Source organism: Pseudomonas pseudonitroreducens (genome assembly GCF_021603645.1).
GTDB lineage: Bacteria > Pseudomonadota > Gammaproteobacteria > Pseudomonadales > Pseudomonadaceae > Pseudomonas > Pseudomonas pseudonitroreducens.
Genome location: NZ_BQHJ01000002.1, coordinates 342,637 through 362,884, shown reverse-complemented (window position 1 = coordinate 362,884; position 20,248 = coordinate 342,637). Strand labels below are relative to the sequence as shown.

The 20,248-nt window shown below is 66.3% G+C and carries 17 protein-coding genes and 1 riboswitch; of the genes, 12 read left to right on the top strand and 5 right to left on the bottom strand.

Annotation, left to right across the window (positions count from 1 at the left end; all coding sequences use genetic code 11):
* Positions 1 to 210 precede the first annotated feature (210 nt).
* Complete coding sequence (gene waaA, locus L6D89_RS05830; protein WP_236199057.1) at positions 211 to 1,482, top strand: lipid IV(A) 3-deoxy-D-manno-octulosonic acid transferase; 1,272 nt, start codon at positions 211 to 213, stop codon at positions 1,480 to 1,482.
* A gap of 280 nt (positions 1,483 to 1,762) precedes the next feature.
* On the opposite strand, the gene L6D89_RS05825 is transcribed toward waaA, so the two are convergent.
* The 3 genes from L6D89_RS05825 to L6D89_RS05815 form a co-directional block, all read right to left on the bottom strand.
* Positions 1,763 to 2,356: a helix-turn-helix domain-containing protein gene (locus L6D89_RS05825; RefSeq protein WP_236199056.1), complete on the bottom strand. Its 594-nt coding sequence runs from the start codon at positions 2,354 to 2,356 to the stop codon at positions 1,763 to 1,765.
* Between the two features lie 106 nt (positions 2,357 to 2,462).
* Positions 2,463 to 4,412 carry an oxidoreductase gene (locus L6D89_RS05820; protein WP_236199055.1) on the bottom strand — a complete coding sequence of 650 codons (1,950 nt, stop codon included), beginning with the start codon at positions 4,410 to 4,412 and terminating at the stop codon, positions 2,463 to 2,465.
* Between the two features lie 70 nt (positions 4,413 to 4,482).
* Entirely contained in the window at positions 4,483 to 4,833 is a 351-nt protein-coding gene (locus L6D89_RS05815) for a cupin domain-containing protein (protein ID WP_236171262.1), read from the bottom strand.
* Between the two features lie 351 nt (positions 4,834 to 5,184).
* Here L6D89_RS05815 and L6D89_RS05810 point away from each other — a divergent pair, with 351 nt between their 5' ends.
* Together L6D89_RS05810 and L6D89_RS05805 are read left to right on the top strand one after the other, a co-directional pair.
* On the top strand, positions 5,185 to 6,258 hold the full coding sequence (locus L6D89_RS05810; protein WP_236199054.1) for an ABC transporter substrate-binding protein: 1,074 nt from the start codon (positions 5,185 to 5,187) through the stop codon (positions 6,256 to 6,258).
* A gap of 65 nt (positions 6,259 to 6,323) precedes the next feature.
* A complete protein-coding gene (locus tag L6D89_RS05805; RefSeq protein ID WP_236171264.1) occupies positions 6,324 to 7,112 on the top strand; it encodes a class II aldolase/adducin family protein in 789 nt (262 codons plus the stop codon).
* A 598-nt stretch (positions 7,113 to 7,710) separates the two neighbouring features.
* Here the strand turns inward: L6D89_RS05805 and L6D89_RS05800 are convergent.
* Entirely contained in the window at positions 7,711 to 9,165 is a 1,455-nt protein-coding gene (locus tag L6D89_RS05800; RefSeq protein ID WP_236199053.1) for a TolC family outer membrane protein, read from the bottom strand.
* Positions 9,166 to 9,338: 173 nt separating this feature from the next.
* Positions 9,339 to 9,446: riboswitch (TPP riboswitch) on the top strand.
* Between the two features lie 112 nt (positions 9,447 to 9,558).
* Here L6D89_RS05800 and thiC point away from each other — a divergent pair.
* The gene (gene thiC, locus L6D89_RS05795) at positions 9,559 to 11,439 is read left to right on the top strand and encodes a phosphomethylpyrimidine synthase ThiC (RefSeq protein WP_236199052.1); all 1,881 of its coding nucleotides are present in this window, start codon (positions 9,559 to 9,561) and stop codon (positions 11,437 to 11,439) included.
* Between the two features lie 116 nt (positions 11,440 to 11,555).
* Positions 11,556 to 12,842, top strand: coding sequence for a putative hydroxymethylpyrimidine transporter CytX (cytX, locus tag L6D89_RS05790; RefSeq protein ID WP_236199051.1), 1,287 nt, complete (start codon positions 11,556 to 11,558; stop codon positions 12,840 to 12,842).
* A 217-nt stretch (positions 12,843 to 13,059) separates the two neighbouring features.
* Here cytX and L6D89_RS05785 read toward each other — a convergent pair whose 3' ends face one another.
* The gene (locus L6D89_RS05785; RefSeq protein ID WP_236199050.1) at positions 13,060 to 13,812 is read right to left on the bottom strand and encodes an RsiV family protein; all 753 of its coding nucleotides are present in this window, start codon (positions 13,810 to 13,812) and stop codon (positions 13,060 to 13,062) included.
* Positions 13,813 to 14,028: 216 nt separating this feature from the next.
* On the opposite strand from L6D89_RS05785, the gene L6D89_RS05780 reads away from it, so the two are divergent.
* From L6D89_RS05780 to L6D89_RS05750, 7 genes are all read left to right on the top strand, one after another.
* Positions 14,029 to 14,646: an NUDIX domain-containing protein gene (locus L6D89_RS05780; RefSeq protein WP_017520423.1), complete on the top strand. Its 618-nt coding sequence runs from the start codon at positions 14,029 to 14,031 to the stop codon at positions 14,644 to 14,646.
* Positions 14,637 to 15,095: a DUF1249 domain-containing protein gene (locus tag L6D89_RS05775; RefSeq protein WP_045216166.1), complete on the top strand. Its 459-nt coding sequence runs from the start codon at positions 14,637 to 14,639 to the stop codon at positions 15,093 to 15,095. Before L6D89_RS05780 ends, L6D89_RS05775 begins: the two co-directional genes overlap by 10 nt.
* Positions 15,096 to 15,265: 170 nt before the next feature.
* The gene (gene cpdA / locus L6D89_RS05770; RefSeq protein ID WP_236199049.1) at positions 15,266 to 16,075 is read left to right on the top strand and encodes a 3',5'-cyclic-AMP phosphodiesterase; all 810 of its coding nucleotides are present in this window, start codon (positions 15,266 to 15,268) and stop codon (positions 16,073 to 16,075) included.
* 75 nt (positions 16,076 to 16,150) lie between these two features.
* Positions 16,151 to 16,780, top strand: a complete 630-nt coding sequence (locus L6D89_RS05765; protein ID WP_236199048.1) for a YqiA/YcfP family alpha/beta fold hydrolase — start codon at positions 16,151 to 16,153, stop codon at positions 16,778 to 16,780.
* Positions 16,781 to 16,791: 11 nt separating this feature from the next.
* Positions 16,792 to 18,687, top strand: a complete 1,896-nt coding sequence (gene parE / locus L6D89_RS05760) for a DNA topoisomerase IV subunit B (protein ID WP_236199047.1) — start codon at positions 16,792 to 16,794, stop codon at positions 18,685 to 18,687.
* Complete coding sequence (locus L6D89_RS05755) at positions 18,687 to 19,727, top strand: esterase-like activity of phytase family protein (RefSeq protein ID WP_236199046.1); 1,041 nt, start codon at positions 18,687 to 18,689, stop codon at positions 19,725 to 19,727. Before parE ends, L6D89_RS05755 begins: the two co-directional genes overlap by 1 nt.
* Entirely contained in the window at positions 19,724 to 20,248 is a 525-nt protein-coding gene (locus L6D89_RS05750; protein WP_236199045.1) for a retropepsin-like aspartic protease family protein, read from the top strand. Before L6D89_RS05755 ends, L6D89_RS05750 begins: the two co-directional genes overlap by 4 nt.

Below are 20,248 nucleotides of genomic sequence, written 5' to 3'. Positions count from 1 at the left end.
GAACAGGTTATCCGCCGGCTCTTGCTCGGCGGATAACGCTGGCGCGTTATATGCCCTACGACTGAGCAGCTTCCGTAGGAGCGGACTCTGTCCGCGATGATTTCCCCACGCGCCGGTGGCCGATCGCTGACGAAGTCCGCTCCTACGCGCCTCCCACCTCATGCGCCAATTGCAGCGGGCCGGGCGGGTAATTTGCTACTCTCCGCCGCCATGAACCGGACCCTCTATACCCTGCTGTTCCACCTGGGCCTGCCGCTGGTCGCGCTGCGCCTGTTCCTGCGTTCGCGCAAGGCCCCGGCCTACGCCCAGCGCGTCGGCGAGCGCTTCGCCCTCGGTCTGCCGGCGCTCAAGCCCGGCGGCATCTGGGTGCACGCGGTGTCGGTGGGCGAGAGCATCGCCGCCGCGCCGATGATCCGCGCGCTGATGCAACGTCATCCCTGCCTGCCGATCACTGTCACCTGCATGACGCCCACCGGCTCCGAGCGCATCCGCGCACTGTTCGGCGACCAGGTGCAGCACTGCTACCTGCCGTACGACCTGCCCTGGGCGGCGGCGCGCTTCCTCGACCGCGCGCGGCCGGTGCTGGGCGTGATCATGGAAACCGAGCTGTGGCCCAACCACATCCACCAGTGCGCCAAGCGCGGCATTCCGGTGGCGCTGGCCAACGCACGGCTGTCCGAACGTTCGGCGCGCGGCTACGCGCGCTTCGCCGGGCTGACCCGGCCGATGCTCGAAGAGATGAGCTGGATCGCCGTGCAGACCGAGGCCGAAGCCGAGCGCTTCCGCCAGCTCGGCGCGCGCCCGGACTGCGTGAGCGTGACCGGTTCGATCAAGTTCGACCTGACCATCGACCCTGAACTGCTGGCCCGAGCCGCTGACCTGCGCAGCCAATGGCAAGCGCAGCTGCGGCCGATCTGGATCGCTGCCAGCACCCACGCCGGCGAAGACGAGATCGTCCTCGCGGCGCACCGCCAACTGCTGGAAAAGCATCCGGAGGCGCTGCTGATCCTGGTGCCACGTCACCCGGAGCGCTTCGGCCCGATGTTCGAGTTGTGCCAGCGTGAAGGCTTCCGTACCCAGCGCCGCTCCACCGGCGAACTGGTCACGGTGGACACCCAGGTCCTGCTGGGCGACACCATGGGCGAACTGCTGTTCCTCTACGCGCTGGCCGACGTCGCCTTCGTCGGTGGCAGCCTGGTGCCCAATGGCGGCCACAACCTGCTGGAGCCGGCGGCGCTGGGCAAGCCGGTGCTGTCCGGCCCGCACCTGTTCAACTTCCTGGAAATCGCCGCGCAACTGCGCGAGGTCGGCGCACTGCGCGAAGTGGCCGACGCGCCGTCGCTGGCGGTGGCCGTGGCCGCCTTGTGGGATGAACCGGCCAGCGCCGAGCGCATGGCCGAGGCTGGGTTGGGGGTGATGAAGGCCAATCAGGGCGCGTTGGCGCGCTTGCTGGATGGCCTCGGCAGGTTGATCAAGGGCTGATTGGCATTGGTGCTGACCCTCTCCCGGAGGGAGAGGGGACCGCTCGGTGTCAGGCGGCACGCTGAGTCAGCCGGAGAAAGCAGTTTTAAACGCCTCGCCGACAGGTTGCCTGCCGACCTGCCCCCTCTCCCTCAGGGAGAGGGCTGGGGTGAGGGGAGAGGCTCCAGAGTTTCCCGGGACCTCGACTGTAGGAGCGAGCTTGCTCGCGAACGCTCTTTCGGCAGCAACGGCATCAGGCAGGTTCGCGAGCAAGCTCGCTCCTACGAAAAGCCCCGAGACTTCAGAACGTCGGCGGGGTAATCACCCACAGCACCACCGCGTCCACATCCCCCGGATTGCCATAACGGTGCGGCTCCTGGCTGGAATAGCTGAAGCTGTCGCCCTCATTGAGCAGGAAATGGCGCTCGCCCACCCATAGCTCGAACGTGCCGCTGAGCAAATAACCGGCTTCCTCGCCCTCGTGGCTGTAGCTCTGCTGGCTGTAGGTGCCGGGCGGGAACTTCGAGTGGAGGATTTCCAACTGGCGGCTGGGCTGCGGGCTGAGCAGTTCGTCGACGATGCCGTCCTCGTAATGCACGCTGGTGCGAGCGTTGCGCCGCACCACGTAGCCGGCGTCGGCCGGGTCGACCTGCACTTCGCTGGCGAAGAACCACTGGATGGTCACACCCAGGCTGCGGGCGATGTTGAACAGTGCCGGGATCGACGGGTAGGCGAGGTTGCGTTCCAGCTGGCTGATGTAGCCGGCGGTCAGTCCGCTCTGTTCGGCCAGTTCCGCCAGTGTCATGCCGCGCCGCTTGCGCAGGCCGCGGATGCGGGTGCCGAGGAACTGCGCTTCGGCGTTGGCGGGTGCTTCCTGCGGGGCTTTGCGGCTCATGCGAAGGGTCCGGGAGTGAAAGGCTACAGGCTACAGGCTTCAAGCGGCAGGCTGAAGCGGCTCTTGCTCCTGCATGCCGCCTGTAGCCTGCTGCCTGCGCTCGCTCTTAAATCTCCCAGCCTGCCTTCAGCCCTTCGTAGATGGCCTCTTCCGCCGTGCGCGGTGCCAGGCAGTCGCCGATGCGGCGCACCTCGGCCAGGTCGGCGATCTCGTCGGCCAGGTCGTCCACCGGCTGGTGGCCCTGGCAGAGCACCAGGGTGTCGATGTTTTCCACCAGCATCGGCTCGCCGCTGGCGGTGTGCTGCAGGTAGACGGTGCTGTCGTCGACGCCGTACAGGCGGGCGTAGGTGGTGATACTGATGCCCAGGCGGTGCAGTTCGCCGGCCAGGTGGTCGCGCACGTAGAGCGGCAGGCTTTCGCCGGCGTGAGTGCCGTTCACGGCGAGTTGCACCTGGTGGCCGTCGCGCACCAGGCGCTCGGCGATGCCGGGGGCGATCCAGTCGGCGCGCCAGTCGGTGACCAGCACCGAGCGGCCGAGCTTCACTTCGCCGCGTAGCACCTGCCAAGCGTCCACCACCTGTAGTTCGCCGGCTTCCTCGTAGGGAGGGCGATAGGGCACGGCGCCGGTGGCGACGATCACGACGTCGGGGCGCTCGGCTTCTACCAGCGCGCGGTCGACGCGGGTGTTGCGGCGCACTTCGACGCCGGCCAGTTGCATTTCGCGCTGCAGGTTGGTGGACGCGCCGCCGAACTCCGCGCGGCGCGGCAGGAGCTGGGCGAGATTGACCTGGCCGCCCAACTGAGCGGTGGCCTCGCAAAGGGTGACGTCATGACCACGCTGGGCAGCGACAGCGGCGGCCTTCATGCCGGCCGGCCCGCCGCCGACCACCAGTACGCGTTTGCGCTGGGCGGCCTTCTTGCGTTCGGCGTAGATCAGCTCGCGGCCGGTCTCCGGGTGCTGGATGCAGGAGATCGGGTAGCCGCGGTGGAAGTGGCCGATGCACGCCTGGTTGCAGGCGATGCAGGCGCGCACGTCCTCGACGTGGCCGCTTTCGGTCTTGCTCGGCATCTGCGGGTCGCAGATCAGCGCGCGGGTCATGCCGCAGACATCGGCCTGGCCGCGGGCGACGATCAGCTCGGCTTCCTGCGGCTGGTTGATGCGCCCGGTGACGAACAGCGGGATATCCAGGTTGCGCTTGAAGGTGCCGGCCTCGTTGGCCAGGTAGGCCGCTTCGATGGCCATCGGCGGCACGATGTGGATGGCGCCGCCCAGGGAGGCGGACGTGCCGGCGACGATGTGCACGTAGTCCAGGTCTTTCTGCAGCCCTTTGACGCCCTGCAGCGATTCGTCTTCGGTGAGGCCTTCGGGATCGCGCTCGTCGGCGGAGATGCGCAGGCCGATGATGAAGTCTTCGTCGGTGGCGGCGCGGATGGCGGCGATCACTTCGCGGGTGAAGCGCAGGCGGGCGTCGAGGTCGCCGTTGTAGCCGTCGTTGCGGCGGTTCACCCGCGGGTTGAGGAACTGCGCCGGCAGGTAGCCGTGGCTGGCGACTACTTCCACGCCGTCGATGCCGGCAGTGTGCAGGCGCCGTGCGGCGGCAGCGTAGCCTGCGATGATCTCGTCGATCATCGCCTGGCTCAGCTCGCGGGGCATCACGCGGAAGCGTTCGTTGGGCGAAGCGGACGGAGCGTAGGCCACGGCCAGCAGGCCATCGCTGGACTCCATGATCTCGCGACCGGGGTGGAATACCTGGGACAGCACCACCGTGCCCTCGGCGTGACACGCCTCGGCTATGCGCCGGTAGCCGGGGATGCACTCGTCATCGGTGGCCATCAGCACGTGAGAGGTGTATCGCGCGCTGTCGTGCACGCCGGCGACCTGCAGCACGATCAGGCCGACGCCGCCCTTGGCGCGGGCGGTGTGGTAGGCCACCAGCTGATCGTTGACCAGGTTGTCGGTGGGCATCGAGGTGTCGTGCCCGGTGGACATGATGCGGTTCTTCAGCGCCTTGCCGCGAATCTGCAGCGGGCTGAACAGGTGGGGAAACTGGCTCATCGGGCAACTCCGGATTCTTGTTGTGGTGCAGCGTTGAAGCATCGGCCGCGTCGGCGGCCGGAGGTTGGACTCAAGCGTTGCGCGCCTGCCAGTCCACCGGATAGAGGGCGTAGAAGACGCAGGCTTTCTCGCCTTCGTAGGCCAGCGGCGTGCGCTCCGGCACCCAGATCACATCGCCCGGCTTGGCCTCGATCACCTGGTCGGCCAGGCGCAGGCGGAAGTTGCCTTCCAGCACCACGATCAGTTCGTCGTAGAGCACTGTCCACTCGATGGAAACGCCGTCGAAGCGAGCCAGGCCGGCGCCCATGGTTTCGCTGTCCGCCGGGCCGATCAGGCGGCAGATGGCGGCGCGTTCGATGTCTTGTCCGCCGTAGGGCTGGAACTGCAGGGCGGATTGCTGGAAGTGGCGAACCTGGGACACGGCGGCTTCTCCTGGGGCGGGCAATGCTTTCTAAGCAATTGTTGTTTAAGTTCTCTCTATGGAAATTTACCGCCAGTAAAAAATCAACTTGTTTTTTTAAAAGTGACTGGGTAGTTTCGATGCCGCTCCCGGAGTTTTCCGGGGGCAACCGCGACGTGCTCCACAACAACTACAAGAGGAGAGGCGCATGAACCGTCCCGTACGGTCCCCCCTCGCACGGCGGGTCCACCCGCTGGCAATCGATTCATCTCTGCCCTGTCTTTCTTGCTCCGTGGTTCCGGCGCGCCCGTCCTGCGTGTGTGCGGCCATTCCGGCTGCGCCCGCTGCCACCTACGACTGGGGGTATGCCCGATGACTTTGCGTCAAAGCACTTTCCACAAACGCTTCTTCCGCAAGACCGCCGCCGCGCCACTGCTGCTCGCCCTCGGGCTGTGCTGCGGCGTCGCCCAGGCCGCCGAGAACATGGTGGTGGTCGGTTATGGCGGCGCGGGCCAGAAGGCCCAGGACGCGGCCTTCTTCCAGCCGTTCAGCAAGCAATCCGGGGTCGGCGTGACCCAGAGCGAATACAACGGCGAAATGGCGCGCATCAAGGTGATGGCCGACACCGGCCATGCCGACTGGGACGTGGTGCAGATCGAGGGCCCGGACCTGGCCCGAGGTTGCGATGAAGGCCTGTTCGTACCACTGGACTGGCAGCAGATCGGCGGCAAGGACCAGCTGATCCCGAATGCCGCCAAGGATTGCGGCTCGGCTGCGCTGGTATGGGGCGTCGCCATCGCCTACGACGCCGACAAGCTCAAGCCGGCGCCGCAGTCCTGGGCGGATTTCTGGGACGTGAAGAAATTCCCCGGCAAGCGTGGCCTGCGCAAGCGCGCCATCTACAACCTGGAGTTCGCCCTGATGGCCGACGGCGTGAAGCCGGCGGACGTCTACAAGGAGCTGGCCACCAAGGCCGGCGTCGATCGTGCCTTCGCCAAGCTCAACCAGATCAAGCCCTACGTGCAGTGGTGGGAAGCCGGCGCACAACCGGCGCAGTGGCTGGCCGCCGGTGACGTGGTTATGACCACCACCTACACCGGGCGTATCGCCGATGCCTACAAGGGCGGGCGCAACCTGCAGCTGGTCTGGCCGGGCAGCCTGTACGGCATGGACTACTGGGCGATCATCAAGGGCTCGCAGCATGTCGATGCGGCGAAGCGCTTCATCGCCTTCGCCAATCAGCCCGATGCCCAGGTCGACTACGTGAAGCACATTGCGTATGGTCCGACCAACAAGCAGGCCGCCGAACGCCTGCCGTCCGATCTCGCCGGCTGGGTGCCGACCTCGACGCAGAACCTGCCCCAGGGCCTGGCGATGGACGACGAGTTCTGGGTTGACCATGGCGAGGAGCTGGAAGAGCGCTTCAACGCCTGGGCCGCGCAGTAACCAGAACGTGAGCGTGGCGCCGGGGCCTCCGCCCCGGCGTCTTTTGCCTTGAGGAGAAGTGCACCATGACGTCGCTGCAGGCGCCCAGCCGCGCCACCTGTTCGCCCGAGGAATGGAAGCTGCGCGAGGAGCTGGCGGCCTGCTACCGCCTGATCGCGCACTACCGCATGACCGACCTGATCTTCACCCATATCTCGGTGCGTATTCCCGGTCCCGAACACCATTTCCTGATCAACCCCTACGGCCTGATGTTCGACGAAATCACCGCTTCCAGCCTGGTGAAGATCGATCTCGGCGGCCATGCGGTGGAGCCGTCGCCGTACAAGGTCAACCCGGCCGGCTTCGTGATCCACAGCGCCATCCACGGCGCTCGCGACGACGCCCAGTGCGTGCTGCACACGCATACCCGCGCGGGTTGCGCGGTGGCGGCGCAAGCCTGCGGATTGCTGCCGCTGAACCAGATCTCCCTGGAGTTCTACGGGCGCCTGGGCTACCACGACTACGAAGGCATCGCCCTGTCCATGGACGAGCAGGAGCGCCTGGTGCGTGACCTGGGCGATCACTATGGCCTGATGCTGCGCAACCACGGTCTGCTGACGGTGGGGCAGACAGTGCAGCAGGCGTTCCTGCGCATGTACTACCTGGAGAAGGCCTGCGACATCCAGTTGGCGGCCCAGGCGGGCGGCGAGCTGGTGATTCCACCGGAGGAGGTGTGTCGTCACACCGAGCAACAGTTCAACGCCCCGGCGCGGCCGCTGGCCGAAGGCGAGCTGAGCGATCCGGATGGCTACGACCTGGCCTGGTCGGCGCTGTTGCGCATGCTGGATCGCGTCTCGCCGGGCTACCGCGACTGATCACTCGGCCACTCCGATTCTGGCCCTCGGGCGCGGTTCATCCAATTGCGGGCAGAGTCCGCCCCTACGCACGGAATAAGGCTTGCGTAGGAGCGGACTTCGTCCGCGATGTCTCCTCGGCGGCTCCGTTGATGAGCTTGGCGCGTGGTCCAACCAATCGCGGACAGAGTCCGCCCCTACGCATGGAATAAGGTTTGTGTAGGAGCGGACTTCGTCCGCGATGTTTCCTCGGCGGCTCCGTTGATGGGCTTGGCGCGTGGTTCAACCAATCGCGGACAGAGTCCGCTCCTACGCATGGAATAAGGCTTGCGTAGGAGCGGACTTCGTTCGCGATGTCTCCTCGGCGGCTCCGTAGATGGGCTTGGCGCGGGGTTCAACCAATCGCGGACAGAGTCCGCTCCTACGCATGGAATAAGGTTTGCGCAGGAGCGGACTTCGTCCGCGATGTCTACTCGGCGGCTCCGTTGATGGGCTTGGCGTGGGGTTCAACCAATCGCGGACAGAGTCCGCTCCTACGCACTGTGTGGCCCCTGGCGGGGCGGGCTGTATGGCTGAAAAGAAAAAGCCCCGCATCGCGGGGCTTTTTCGTGGGGCGGGATCAGTACTTCGAACCGGCCTTGAGCTGCGCCTCGGCGGCCTTGGCCAGGTCCGGCGGCAGAAAGTCCTTGTCCGGGTTGTAGTCCGGCTTCAGGTACGCGCCCAGTGCCTCCAGGTCGCTCGGCGCGAGGGTGCCGGCGGTCTGCTTGAGGCTGAGGTTGTCGAGGATGTAGTCGTAGCGGGTGTTGTTGTAGTCGCGCACCGAGTTGTACAGGGAACGCTGGGCGTCCAGTACGTCGACGATATTGCGGGTACCAACCTGGTAACCGATCTCGGTGGCTTCCAGCGAGCTCTGGTTGGAGATGATCGCCTGGCGACGCGCTTTCACCTGCTCCACGTCGGTGTTCACCGCGCGATGCTGGTTGCGGGCGTCCTGCACCACCTGGCGGCGCTGGCTCTCGCGCAGCTGCTCGCTCTGGTTCAGGCGCTGGTAGGCCTCGCGGACCTGGGAACTGGTCAGGCCGCCGCTGTAGATCGGCACGCTCAGTTGCAGGCCGATACTGGTCTGGTCGACGTACTTGCCGTAGTGCGGCTCGCCCGGTACGCCGGAGTTGGAGAAGCCCAGGGCATCGTTGTCGCCCTTCTGGTACTGGGCCACGGCGTCGACGGTCGGCAGGTGGCCGGCCTTGCGCTGGCGCAGGCTCTCTTCGGCGGCGTCGACCGCGTAGTTGCTGGCCTGCAGGCGCAGGTTCTGCTGCACCGAGGTGTCCACCCAGGCCTTGGCGTCGTTGGGAACCGGCGCCACCACCGGCAGCGAGTGGAGGATGCCCTCGATGGCGCTGTACTCGCGGTTGGTCAGGGTCACCAGGGCCTGGAAGGCGTCATCCACCTGCTGCTCGGCGACCAGGCGGTTGGCCCGCGCGGTGTCGTAGCTGGCCTGGGATTCGAGCACGTCGGTCTTGTCGGACAGGCCGACGTCGAAGCGCTCATTGGACTGGTCGAGCTGGCGCTTGAACGCTGCTTCCTCGGCCTTGCTGGCGGCCAGGTTGTCCTGGGCACGGAGCACGCCGAAATAGGTCTGGGCAGTCTGCAGGATCAGCTGTTGCTGGGTCGCGGAGAATTCCAGCTGGGCCTGTTCGGTGGTGTTTTCCGCGGCCTTGAGCTGGAACCAGCGGTCCGCGCGGAACAGCGGCTGGCTCAGGCTCGCCTGTACCAGCTGGGTGTTGCGGTTCAGCGTGGCGCTGGGGGTATCCAGCGAAGTACGGGTCGACCCGGTGCTGGCGCCAGCATTGATCTGCGGCAGCAGGCCGGAGCGCGCCTGGGGCACTGCTTCCTTGCGCGCCAGGTAATCGGCCTGGGCGGCGGCAAGGTCGGCGTTGTTGTCGACGGCGTCTTTATAGACGTTGATCAGGTCCGTCTTGGTGGGGAGCGAGGGAGCGGCCGGAGCGGGCTGTGCAGCCCAGGCAAAGCCTGTCGTTGCGGCTACAGCGACAGCCAGAGAGAGTCTGCGCAGCATTCGTTCATCCTGGAAAGTGATGCGAGGTGGGGCAAGGCTACGGTCGCCGCCGGTGGCGGTCAAGGCGCGTTCGTACGAGCCTTCCGAGGCAGGAGTGTAGCTGGCTGCAAGTACTTCGGCAGTTTTCGGTCAGACGGCGTTGGCTTATCGCAGTGCACTTGATTAGACTGCGGGCGTTCTTGTCGGGGTGCCCCATTGCGAGGGGCTGAGATCGGATAGTTCCGGATCCCGTTGAACCTGATCGGGTTAGCACCCGCGTAGGGAACAAGAAGTACGCACCCCGCGGCGCATTCCGCCCCGGCCCCAGCCCTTCCCGGGGTGCGTCCCTTCGCTGCAGCAAGCAGCTCCTCTCGTCCCAGGTTCTCCCCGGCAATCAACCCCAGGAGAGCCAGGATGAGCACCCAGAAAAACAACGTCACCCGCCTTGAACAGCTCGATCGCCAGTCGACCCAGCCCTTTCCGAATTCGAAGAAGGTCTACCTGACCGGCTCGCGCCCGGACATCCGCGTCCCCGTGCGGGAAATTTCCCTTGCCGATACCCCGACCGCCTTTGGCGGCGAGCAGAACGCCCCGGTAATGGTCTACGACACGTCCGGTCCCTACACCGATCCGGACGTCCGCATCGACCTGCGCAAGGGCCTGCCGGACGTGCGTTCGGCCTGGATCGACGAGCGCGGCGACACCGAGATTCTCCCCGGCCTGACTTCCGAGTTCGGCCAGTCGCGCCTGGCCGATGCCAGCCTCGACGCCCTGCGCTTCGCCCATGTACGTACCCCGCGCCGCGCCAAGGCCGGCGGTAACGTCACGCAGATGCACTACGCGCGCCAGGGCATCATCACGCCGGAGATGGAATACATCGCCATCCGCGAGAACATGAAGCTGCAGGAAGCCCGTGCCGCCGGCCTGCTGGAAGCGCAGCATCCGGGCCAGAGCTTCGGCGCGAGCATTCCGCAGGAGATCACCCCCGAGTTCGTCCGCGACGAAGTGGCCCGTGGCCGCGCGATCATCCCGGCGAACATCAACCACACCGAACTGGAGCCGATGATCATCGGCCGCAACTTCCTGGTGAAGGTCAACGGCAACATCGGCAACAGCGCGTTGGGTTCCTCCATCGAGGAAGAAGTGGAAAAGCTCACCTGGGGCATCCGCTGGGGCGCCGATACGGTGATGGACCTGTCCACCGGCAAGCACATCCACGAGACCCGCGAGTGGATCCTGCGCAACAGCCCGGTACCCATCGGTACCGTGCCGATCTACCAGGCGCTGGAGAAGGTCAACGGCATCGCCGAGGACCTGACCTGGGAAATCTTCCGCGACACCCTGATCGAACAGGCCGAGCAGGGCGTGGATTACTTCACCATCCATGCCGGCGTGCTGTTGCGCTACGTACCGCTGACCGCCAAGCGGGTCACCGGCATCGTCTCCCGTGGCGGCTCGATCATGGCCAAGTGGTGCCTGGCCCATCACCAGGAGAATTTCCTCTACACCCACTTCGAGGAAATCTGCGAAATCATGAAGGCCTACGACGTCAGCTTCTCGCTGGGCGACGGCCTGCGTCCGGGCTCTATCGCCGACGCCAACGACGCCGCGCAATTCGGCGAGCTGGAAACCCTCGGCGAGCTGACCCGCATCGCCTGGAAGCACGACGTCCAGGTCCTGATCGAAGGCCCCGGCCATGTGCCGATGCACCTGATCAAGGAGAACATGGACAAGCAGCTGGAGTGCTGCGACGAGGCGCCGTTCTACACCCTCGGCCCGCTGACCACCGACATCGCGCCGGGCTACGACCACATCACCTCGGGCATCGGCGCGGCGATGATCGGCTGGTTCGGCTGCGCCATGCTCTGCTACGTCACGCCCAAGGAACACCTGGGCCTGCCGAACAAGGATGATGTGAAGACCGGGATCATCACCTACAAGATCGCCGCGCACGCCGCCGACCTCGCCAAGGGCCACCCGGGCGCGCAGATCCGCGACAACGCGCTGTCCAAGGCGCGCTTCGAGTTCCGCTGGGAGGACCAGTTCAACCTCGGCCTGGACCCGGACACCGCCCGTGCCTTCCACGACGAGACGCTGCCCAAGGATTCGGCCAAGGTCGCGCACTTCTGTTCCATGTGCGGGCCGAAGTTCTGCTCCATGAAGATCACCCAGGAAGTCCGCGACTACGCCAAGGAAAACGGTCTCACCGATGAGCAGAAAGCCATCGAGGCCGGCTTCCAGGAACAGGCCGCGCGCTTCAAGGACGAAGGCTCGGTGATCTACAAACAGGTCTGACGACTCAGCTACAAGCGGCAGGCTGCAGGCAAGAGCAAGGAGCCGCTCGGCGCCTGCTGCCTGCCGCCTGAAGCCTGTCGCCCAATTCCAACAATTATTCGAGCCCTGCACGCATCGTGACCACTACCGCCATCGATTATTCACCGACCTCCGCCGTGGGCAGCGCCCAGCGTGTGCTCGGCCTGCGCGACCTGTTCTCCCTCTGGTTCTCCCTGGGCATCGGCCTGATGGTGCTGCAGACCGGCGCGCTGCTGGCGCCGGGCCTGGGCCTGGCCGGCGCGCTGGGCGCGATCCTGCTCGGCACCCTGGTCGGCGTGCTGCTGCTGGCCAGCGCCGGGGTGATCGGCACCGACACCGGCCTGTCCGCCATGGCCTCGCTCAAGCTCAGCCTGGGCAGTCACGGCGCCGCTTTGCCGGCGCTGCTCAACCTGCTGCAACTGGTCGGCTGGGGCGCCTTCGAGATCATCGTCATGCGCGATGCCGCCAGCCTGCTGGCCACCCGCGCCTTCGGCGAAGGTGGCGCCTGGACCAACCCTGCGCTGTGGACCCTGGTGTTCGGTGCGCTGGCAACTCTGCTGGCGGTCGCCGGTCCGCTGGCCTTCGTGCGTCGGGTGCTGCGTCGCTGGGGCATCTGGCTGCTGCTCGCCGCGTGCATCTGGCTGACCTTTGACCTGTTCCAGCGCGCCGACCTGGCGGCGCTCTGGGCCAAGGCCGGCGACGGTTCGCTATCCTTCGCCGTGGGCTTCGATATCGCCATCGCCATGCCGCTGTCCTGGCTGCCGCTGATCGCCGACTACTCGCGCTTCGGCAAGCGCGCCGGGCACACCTTCACCGGCGCGGCACTGGGCTTCTTCATCGGTTGCTTCTGGCTGATGGGCCTGGGTGTCGCCTACACCCTGGCGTTCGCCCAGGGCAGCGATGCCAATGCACTATTGCTGGCGCTGGCCGGCGCGGGCATGGGCGTCCCGCTGCTGCTGATCCTGCTCGACGAGTCGGAAAAGGCCTTCGCCGATATCCACTCGGCCGCGGTGTCCAGTGGCATCCTGCTGCCGCTCAAGGTCGAACACCTGGCGCTGGCGATCGGCGTGATCTGTACCCTGATCGCCTGGTTCGCGCCGCTGGAGCAGTACCAGAACTTCCTGCTGCTGATCGGCTCGGTGTTCGCGCCGCTGTTCGGCGTGGTGCTGATCGACCACTTCGTCCTCCGTCGCCGCGCGCCGGCCGCGATTCCCCATGGCCTGCGCTGGGGCTCGCTGCTGGCCTGGGGTGGTGGCGTGGTGGTGTATCACCTGCTGGCGAACTGCCAGCCGGACCTGGGTGCGACCCTGCCGGCGCTGGTGGTGGCGGGTGTGCTGCAGCTGCTGCTGGGGCGTGTGGGCGTGAAAGTGCCGGCTTCGGCGTAAGGCGCATTGCAGCGGGATTTTGCGTTGCTTTGAGCGATCGCGGACAGAGTCCGCTCCTACCCTCAGGCCGGGCGTAGGAGCGGACTTTGTCCGCGATTGGCTTCCGGCTGCTGTGAACTTCTGCGTAACGCTGCTCGCGAGCAAGCTCGCTCCTGCAGGTAGCCGGTAACGCCGAGTGTGCTCTTCGTAGGAGCGAGCTTGCTCGCGAACCGGACCTTTACTGCGCCCCGCGCCCGGGGAAGTAATAGGTCTTCACGATGCCGTTCAGGCGCGGGTACGGAATCTTCAGCTCCGGGTGCCCGACCGAATGCGGGGCGATGCGGTCGATGTCGTACTTGAGCGTCAGCGCGCCGAAGGTCAGGGCGAAGTGCTCGGTCGGCTGGAATGGCCAGTTCTTCGAGAAGTTCGGGTCCTGCTCGTCCAGCTTGTTCTGCAGGATCCACGCCTGGTGCGCCATGCGCGCCACTTTCCAGAAGTTGTCCTCCTGGCCGGGCAGAAGAATGTCCTGCAGGGTGAGCACCTTGTGGATGCGTCGATCATAATTGATGAACGCGCGGCCGGGCTGGCCGTACTCGCCGCCGGTGAAGCGATAGCTGGACAGCTCGATGATCACCAGACCGTCATGCTGTTCGCGGATCTTCGCTTGCAGGTAGGAACTCCAGCCGGGCTGGGCCGAATCGAGGAAGCGCTTCTCGTAGACGTCCAGGCTGGCGGGGGCCGCACCGTCGCCTTCGCGGGCCAGTTGCAGCAGTTGCGCGTTGATCGCGTCGTTGAGTGCCGGCTCGTCGGCGAAGCTGACGGTATCGAGGTTGAACAGCGGGCACTGTTCGTCCTGGCAGCCGGGTTTCGCGTGTTCGAAGGCGGTGTGGCTCGCGCTCAGCGGCTCGTCGAGGGAGGGCTTGAACAGACCCTGGCACGCCCCCAGTAACAGGCAGATGCTGCCCAGGGCGGCAAGTTTCAGAAGTCGCATGGGAATCCTTGTCGTTGACGTTCGCCGGCAATCGGAGTGGTTCGACCGCCATCGGCGCTGCCGGTTCGGCGGCTGAGTATGAACCACTTTGGCGGAACGACGGCAGTGTGCGACGGTCACAGCAGACCGGCCGCCCGGCGGCCGCGAAAGAGGCTGCGCCTGCTCCGGCGGCGCGATAGGATGGCGCGAAGTTCAACCTAGAGTGAGTGGAACGGGATGTCGGAAACGTTCAAGCCAGGGCCCCAGGACATCGAGATCCAGAAGCGCGAGCAGTGCTTCAAGGGCTTCTACAAGGTCGACCGCCTGCACCTGCGGCACCGCCAGTTCGCCGGCGGCATGGGCCCGGTGCTCAAGCGCGAATTGTTCGTGCGCCACGATGCCGTGTGCGTGCTGCCCTACGATCCGCAGCGCGATGAGGTGGTGCTGATCGAGCAGTTCCGCGTCGGCGCCATGGACGCCGGGGTCAATCCCTGGCTGATGGAGCTGGTCGCCGGGCTGATCGACAAGGACGAGGAGCCCGAGGAAGTCGCCCGCCGCGAAGCGGTGGAAGAAGCCGGCCTGACCCTCGGCGCACTCTGGCCGATTGCCCAGTACCTGCCATCGCCTGGCGGCAGCAACGAGCTGGTCCACCTGTTCGTCGGTCGCTGCGACAGCAGCAATGCCTCGGGCATCCACGGGCTGGAGGAGGAGGGCGAGGACATCCGTGTCCACGTCATGCCGTTCGAGGAAGCACTGCAAGCGGTGCGCGACGGCCGTATCAACAACGCGGCGAGCATGCTCGCCCTGCAATGGCTGGCGCTCAATCGCGCCGAGGTAAGGGGGTTATGGGTGTGAATCTGCTGCGCGAGCGCTATCGCGTCGACCTGGCGGGGTTGCAGGCGACCTGCGAGGCGAACTACTTGCGCCTGATGCGCCTGTTGCCGGAAATGCGCGAGGCCCAGGTCTCGCGCCGCGTGGCGCTCAGCGAAGGCGAGCGGCTGCTCGGCGTGCTGGCGCTGGACGTGATCGAAGCCTGTCCGTACACCACCGTCCTGCAGGTCCGCCAGGAGCTGGGCCTGCCCTGGCTGCCGGCGCCCAAGCTGGAAGTGCGGGTGTACCACGATGCGCGCATGGCCGAAGTGGTTGGCGCCGAGCAGGCGCGCCGCCTGCTGGCCATCTACCCCTACCCGAACCAGGCGATGCACCAGCCGGACGAGAAGAACCAGCTCAACCAGTTCCTCGGCGAGTGGCTGAGCCACTGCCTGTCCTGCGGGCATGAGCTGGAGCCGGTGCTGCAACGCTGAAATCGCGATGGTGGCCATATGACATGGCTGCGCCGTGATATTCTGCCCGCCCATCGCAGACTCGTGTCCCTAACTGTGATCTGTGACGCTTTCCCGGTTTGCTCAGGGGGGCGCCTGTCACCATACTTCGTCACGAATCCCCGCACGCCCGCCTCAAAGGAGAAGGCGCATTGCCCACCCAGTCCAGCGCTTTCGACTCCGTCCTGGTCGTCCAGCTTTCCGACAGCCACCTGTTCGCCGAAGAGAACGGCCGGCTGCTGGGCATGGATACTGCCGACAGCCTGACGCAGGTCGTGCGCCTGGTGGGTGAAGAGCAACCGGCGATCGACCTGGTGCTGGCCACCGGCGACCTCTCCCAGGATGGCTCGGTAGAGTCCTACCAGCGTTTCCGCAGCCTTACCGCGCCGATTGCCGCGCCGATCCGCTGGTTCCCCGGCAACCACGACGAAATGGGGCCGATGCGTGAAGCCGCCGCCGGTACCGACCTGCTCGAACCGGTGATCGACCTGGGCGCCTGGCGGGTGATCCTGCTGGATTCCACCATTCCTGGCGCAGTGCCGGGGCAGATGACCGTCGAGCAGATCCAGTTGCTCGAGCGTGCCATCCAGGCCGCGCCGGACAAGCACCTGCTGATCAGCTTCCACCACCACCCGGTACCCATCGGCAGCCAGTGGATGGACCGCATCGGCATCTATAATCCGGAACGCCTGTTCGCCGTGCTCGACCGCTATCCGAACGTGCGCTGCCTGCTCTGGGGCCACGTACATCAGGAGATCGACCGGATGCGCGGCGACGTGCGCCTGTTGGCCTCGCCATCCACCTGCGTGCAGTTCACCCCGGGCAGCGAGGACTTCTGTGTCGACAGCCCGGCGCCGGGCTATCGCTGGCTGCGCCTGCTGCCCGATGGGGGCGTGGAAACCGGTGTTTCGCGGGTGACCGACATCGAGTTCGAAGTCGACTACAGCATCAAGGGTTATTGATCGGTCACGTTTGGAACGCCTTGCGACGCTGACCCACTTGCGGCATGCCACTTGCAGCTTGTAGCCTCCCGGCCCATGACCGCATTCCTCTATATCCACGGATTCAACAGTTCGCCCGGCTCGCAGAAGGCGCGCCAGTTTACGGCCGCCATGCAGCGCCTGGGCCTGGCCGATGGGCTGCGCGTGCCCGCGCTGCACCATCATCCGCGCCAGGCCATGGCGCAGCTGGAAGCCGCCGTCGCCGAGCTGGGCCAGCCGCTGCTGATCGGCAGCTCCCTGGGCGGCTATTACGCAACCTGGCTGGCCGAGCGCCATGGCCTCAAGGCCGTGCTGATCAACCCGGCCGTCGCCCCGCACCGGCTGTTCGACGGCCAGCTCGGCCCGCAGACCAACTATTACAGCGGCGAGACCTGGGAACTGAGCCTGGATCACGTTGCCGCGCTGGCGGAACTGGAAGTCGCCGCGCCTGTCGACGGCTCGCGTTACCAGGTGTGGCTGCAGACCGCCGACGAAACCCTCGACTACCGCGCCGCGGAGCGCTTCTACCGGGCCGCTGCACTGCGCATCGAGTCCGGCGGCGATCACAGCTTCCAGCGCTTCGTCAGCCATCTGCCGACACTCCTGGCCTTCGCCGGCGTGCCGTCCAGCCAATGGCGCGACGTGGATTTCTCCGAATTTGAAGCCATCACCTCTTCGACTGATTAAGCAGGAACCCCATGGCCCAGCAGAACGCCTATAACGCAGACGCCATCGAGGTTCTCTCCGGCCTCGATCCGGTGCGCAAGCGCCCGGGCATGTACACCGACACTTCCCGGCCCAACCACCTGGCCCAGGAAGTCATCGACAACAGCGTCGACGAAGCCCTCGCCGGCCACGCCAAGAGCGTGCAGGTGATCCTCCACGAGGACAACTCGCTGGAAGTGATCGACGACGGCCGCGGCATGCCGGTGGACATCCACCCCGAAGAGGGCGTGCCCGGCGTCGAACTGATCCTCACCAAGCTGCATGCCGGCGGCAAGTTCTCCAACAAGAACTACCAGTTCTCCGGCGGTCTGCACGGCGTCGGTATCTCGGTGGTGAACGCGCTGTCGACGCTGGTCGAGGTGCGCGTCAAGCGCGACGGCAACGAATACCGCATGACCTTCGCCGATGGCTTCAAGTCCAGCGACCTCGAAGTCGTCGGCAGCGTCGGCAAGCGCAACACCGGTACCAGCGTGCACTTCTGGCCGGACGCCAAGTACTTCGATTCGCACAAGTTCTCCGTCAGCCGCCTGAAGCACGTGCTCAAGGCCAAGGCCGTGCTCTGCCCGGGCCTGCTGGTGAGCTTCGAGGACAAGTCCAGCGGCGAACGCATCGAGTGGCACTACGAGGATGGCCTGCGCTCCTACCTGGTCGATTCCGTCTCCGAGAACCTGCGCCTGCCCGACGAGCCGTTCTGCGGCGCGCTGGCCGGCAACAAGGAAGCGGTGGACTGGGCGCTGTTGTGGCTGCCCGAGGGCGGCGAATCGCTGCAGGAAAGCTACGTCAACCTGATTCCTACCGCCCAGGGCGGCACCCACGTCAACGGCCTGCGCCAGGGTCTGCTGGACGCGATGCGCGAGTTCTGCGAATTCCGCAACCTGCTGCCGCGCGGCGTCAAACTGGCCCCGGAAGACGTCTGGGAGCGCATCGCCTTCGTCCTCTCGATGAAGATGCAGGAGCCGCAGTTCTCCGGCCAGACCAAGGAACGCCTGTCCTCCCGTGAGGCTGCCGCGTTCGTCTCCGGCGTGGTCAAGGACGCCTTCAGCTTGTGGCTCAACGCCCACCCCGAACTGGGCCTGCAACTGGCGGAGCTGGCGATCAGCAACGCCGGCCGGCGCCTCAAGGCGGGCAAGAAGGTCGAACGCAAGAAGATCACCCAGGGCCCGGCGCTGCCCGGCAAGCTGGCCGACTGCGCGGGGCAGGACCCGATGCGCGCCGAGCTGTTCCTGGTGGAGGGTGACTCCGCCGGCGGCTCGGCGAAGCAGGCGCGGGACAAGGAGTTCCAGGCGATCATGCCGCTGCGCGGGAAGATCCTGAACACCTGGGAAGTGGATGGCGGCGAAGTGCTCGCCAGCCAGGAAGTCCACGACATCGCCGTGGCGATTGGCGTCGACCCGGGCGCCGCGGACCTCTCGCAACTGCGCTACGGCAAGATCTGCATCCTCGCCGACGCCGACTCCGACGGCCTGCACATCGCTACCCTGCTGTGCGCGCTGTTCGTCCGTCACTTCCGCCCGCTGGTGGAAGCCGGGCATGTCTATGTCGCCATGCCGCCACTGTTCCGTATCGACCTGGGCAAGGAAGTCTTCTACGCCCTGGACGAGGCCGAGCGCGACGGCATCCTCGACCGCCTAGCCGCCGAGAAGCGCCGCGGCAAGCCGCAGGTCACCCGATTCAAGGGCCTGGGCGAGATGAACCCGCCGCAGCTGCGCGAAACCACCATGGACCCGAACACCCGTCGCCTGGTCCAGCTGAACCTGGAAGACACCGAGGGTACCGTGGAAATGATGGACATGCTGCTGGCCAAGAAACGCGCCGGCGACCGCAAGTCCTGGCTGGAAACCAAAGGCAACCTGGCGGACATCGCCTGATGCGCTGGCTGTTGGCCCCGCTCGGCCTGTGCGCCGGCCTCGCTGTCGCCGCCCAGGTCGCCGAACCGGCGCCCAAGGCTGGCGCAGCGGTCGCGACGCCCGTGGCACCGGCATCGCTGCAGTTCGTCGCCGAGCACCCGGTGGAGGGCATGCCCAGCGGCAATCTCTCCGGGTTGGCGCTGTGCGGCAACGAGATGTGGACGGTGTCCGATCGTGACGACGACCGCATCTACCGTCTGTTGATCGACGAGACGCCGGGCAAGGCCTGGCAAGCCACCGCCGAGCCCTTCGTCGTACCGGGTACGCCGGAAAGCGGGCTGTCCTGGGGGGCGAAGGCGCGTGTCAGCGTCGGCGGCCTGCTGCGCGGCGGCGCCATGGACTTCGAAGGCATCAGTTGCGATCAGGCGGGCAACCGCTACGTCGTCAGCGAAGGCTATGCGGCGGTCCTGCTGTTGCCGGCTGCTGGCGAACCGAGTTGGTTGCCGCTGCCGCAGAGCCTGCTGCGCCAGGCGCGCGCCAGCGGCCTGCTGATGGAATTCAACGCGCTCTACGAAGGCATCGCCGTCAGCGCCGACGGCAAGCAGCTTTGGCTGGCCGCCGAGCGTCAACGCCGTGGCCTGCTCAAGGTGCACAACGAAAACGGCACCTGGAAATGCGAAGGCAACTGCGTGATGCTCAGCGAAGGCGGCACTGCGCTGCCACCGCCGGAGCTGGGCGCCGAGCGGGCGCTGCCGATCGATTTCTCCGATCTTGCGCTGTACAAGGACAAGCTGTTCACCCTGGAACGCCTGGCGCACCAGATCTGCCGGCGCGACGCCAAGACCGGTGCGCAGGAGCTGTGCTGGTCCTTCGCCGCCGGCGCACTGGCCCCGGAACGGCGCTATGACCTGCCTTACGGCGTGGCCGAAGCGTTGATCCTCGACGACCAGGGTGCCTGGATCGGCCTGGACAACGGTGAGCACGCCCGTGCCGATGGCGACGGACGCCCCTACGTGCTGCGCTTCGCGGCACCGGCCGGCGGCTGGCTCGGTGGCAAATGAACGACGCAGTACCCGGCAAGCGGATCGGCAAGATCATGATGTTCCTCGCCTGGGGCGCGGGCATCCTGCTCGCCACGCACTACTTCGGCGCCTGGGAAACCCGTCAGCACAATCCCAATCCGCAGCCGCAATCGACCCGCGCCAACGGCGAAGTGGAAGTGCGACTGGTGGGCAACCGCGCCGGCCACTATGTGGCGGACGGCCGGATCAATGGCGAGGCGGTGACTTTCATGCTCGACACCGGAGCCACCCAGGTGGCCCTGCCGCAGCGCCTGGCCGACCGCCTCGGCCTGCCGCGCGGCTTGCCGGTGACCCTGGACACCGCCAATGGCCGCAGCCAGGGCTGGCGCACGCGCCTGCCCAGCCTGCAGCTTGGCGACATCCGCCTGACCGATGTGCCGGCGCTGATCGCGCCGGGCATGGAGGGCGACGAGGTGCTGCTTGGCATGAGCGCACTCAGACAACTCGATTTCACCCAGCAGGACGGCACCCTGGTGCTGCGCCAGCGATCTACACCGTGA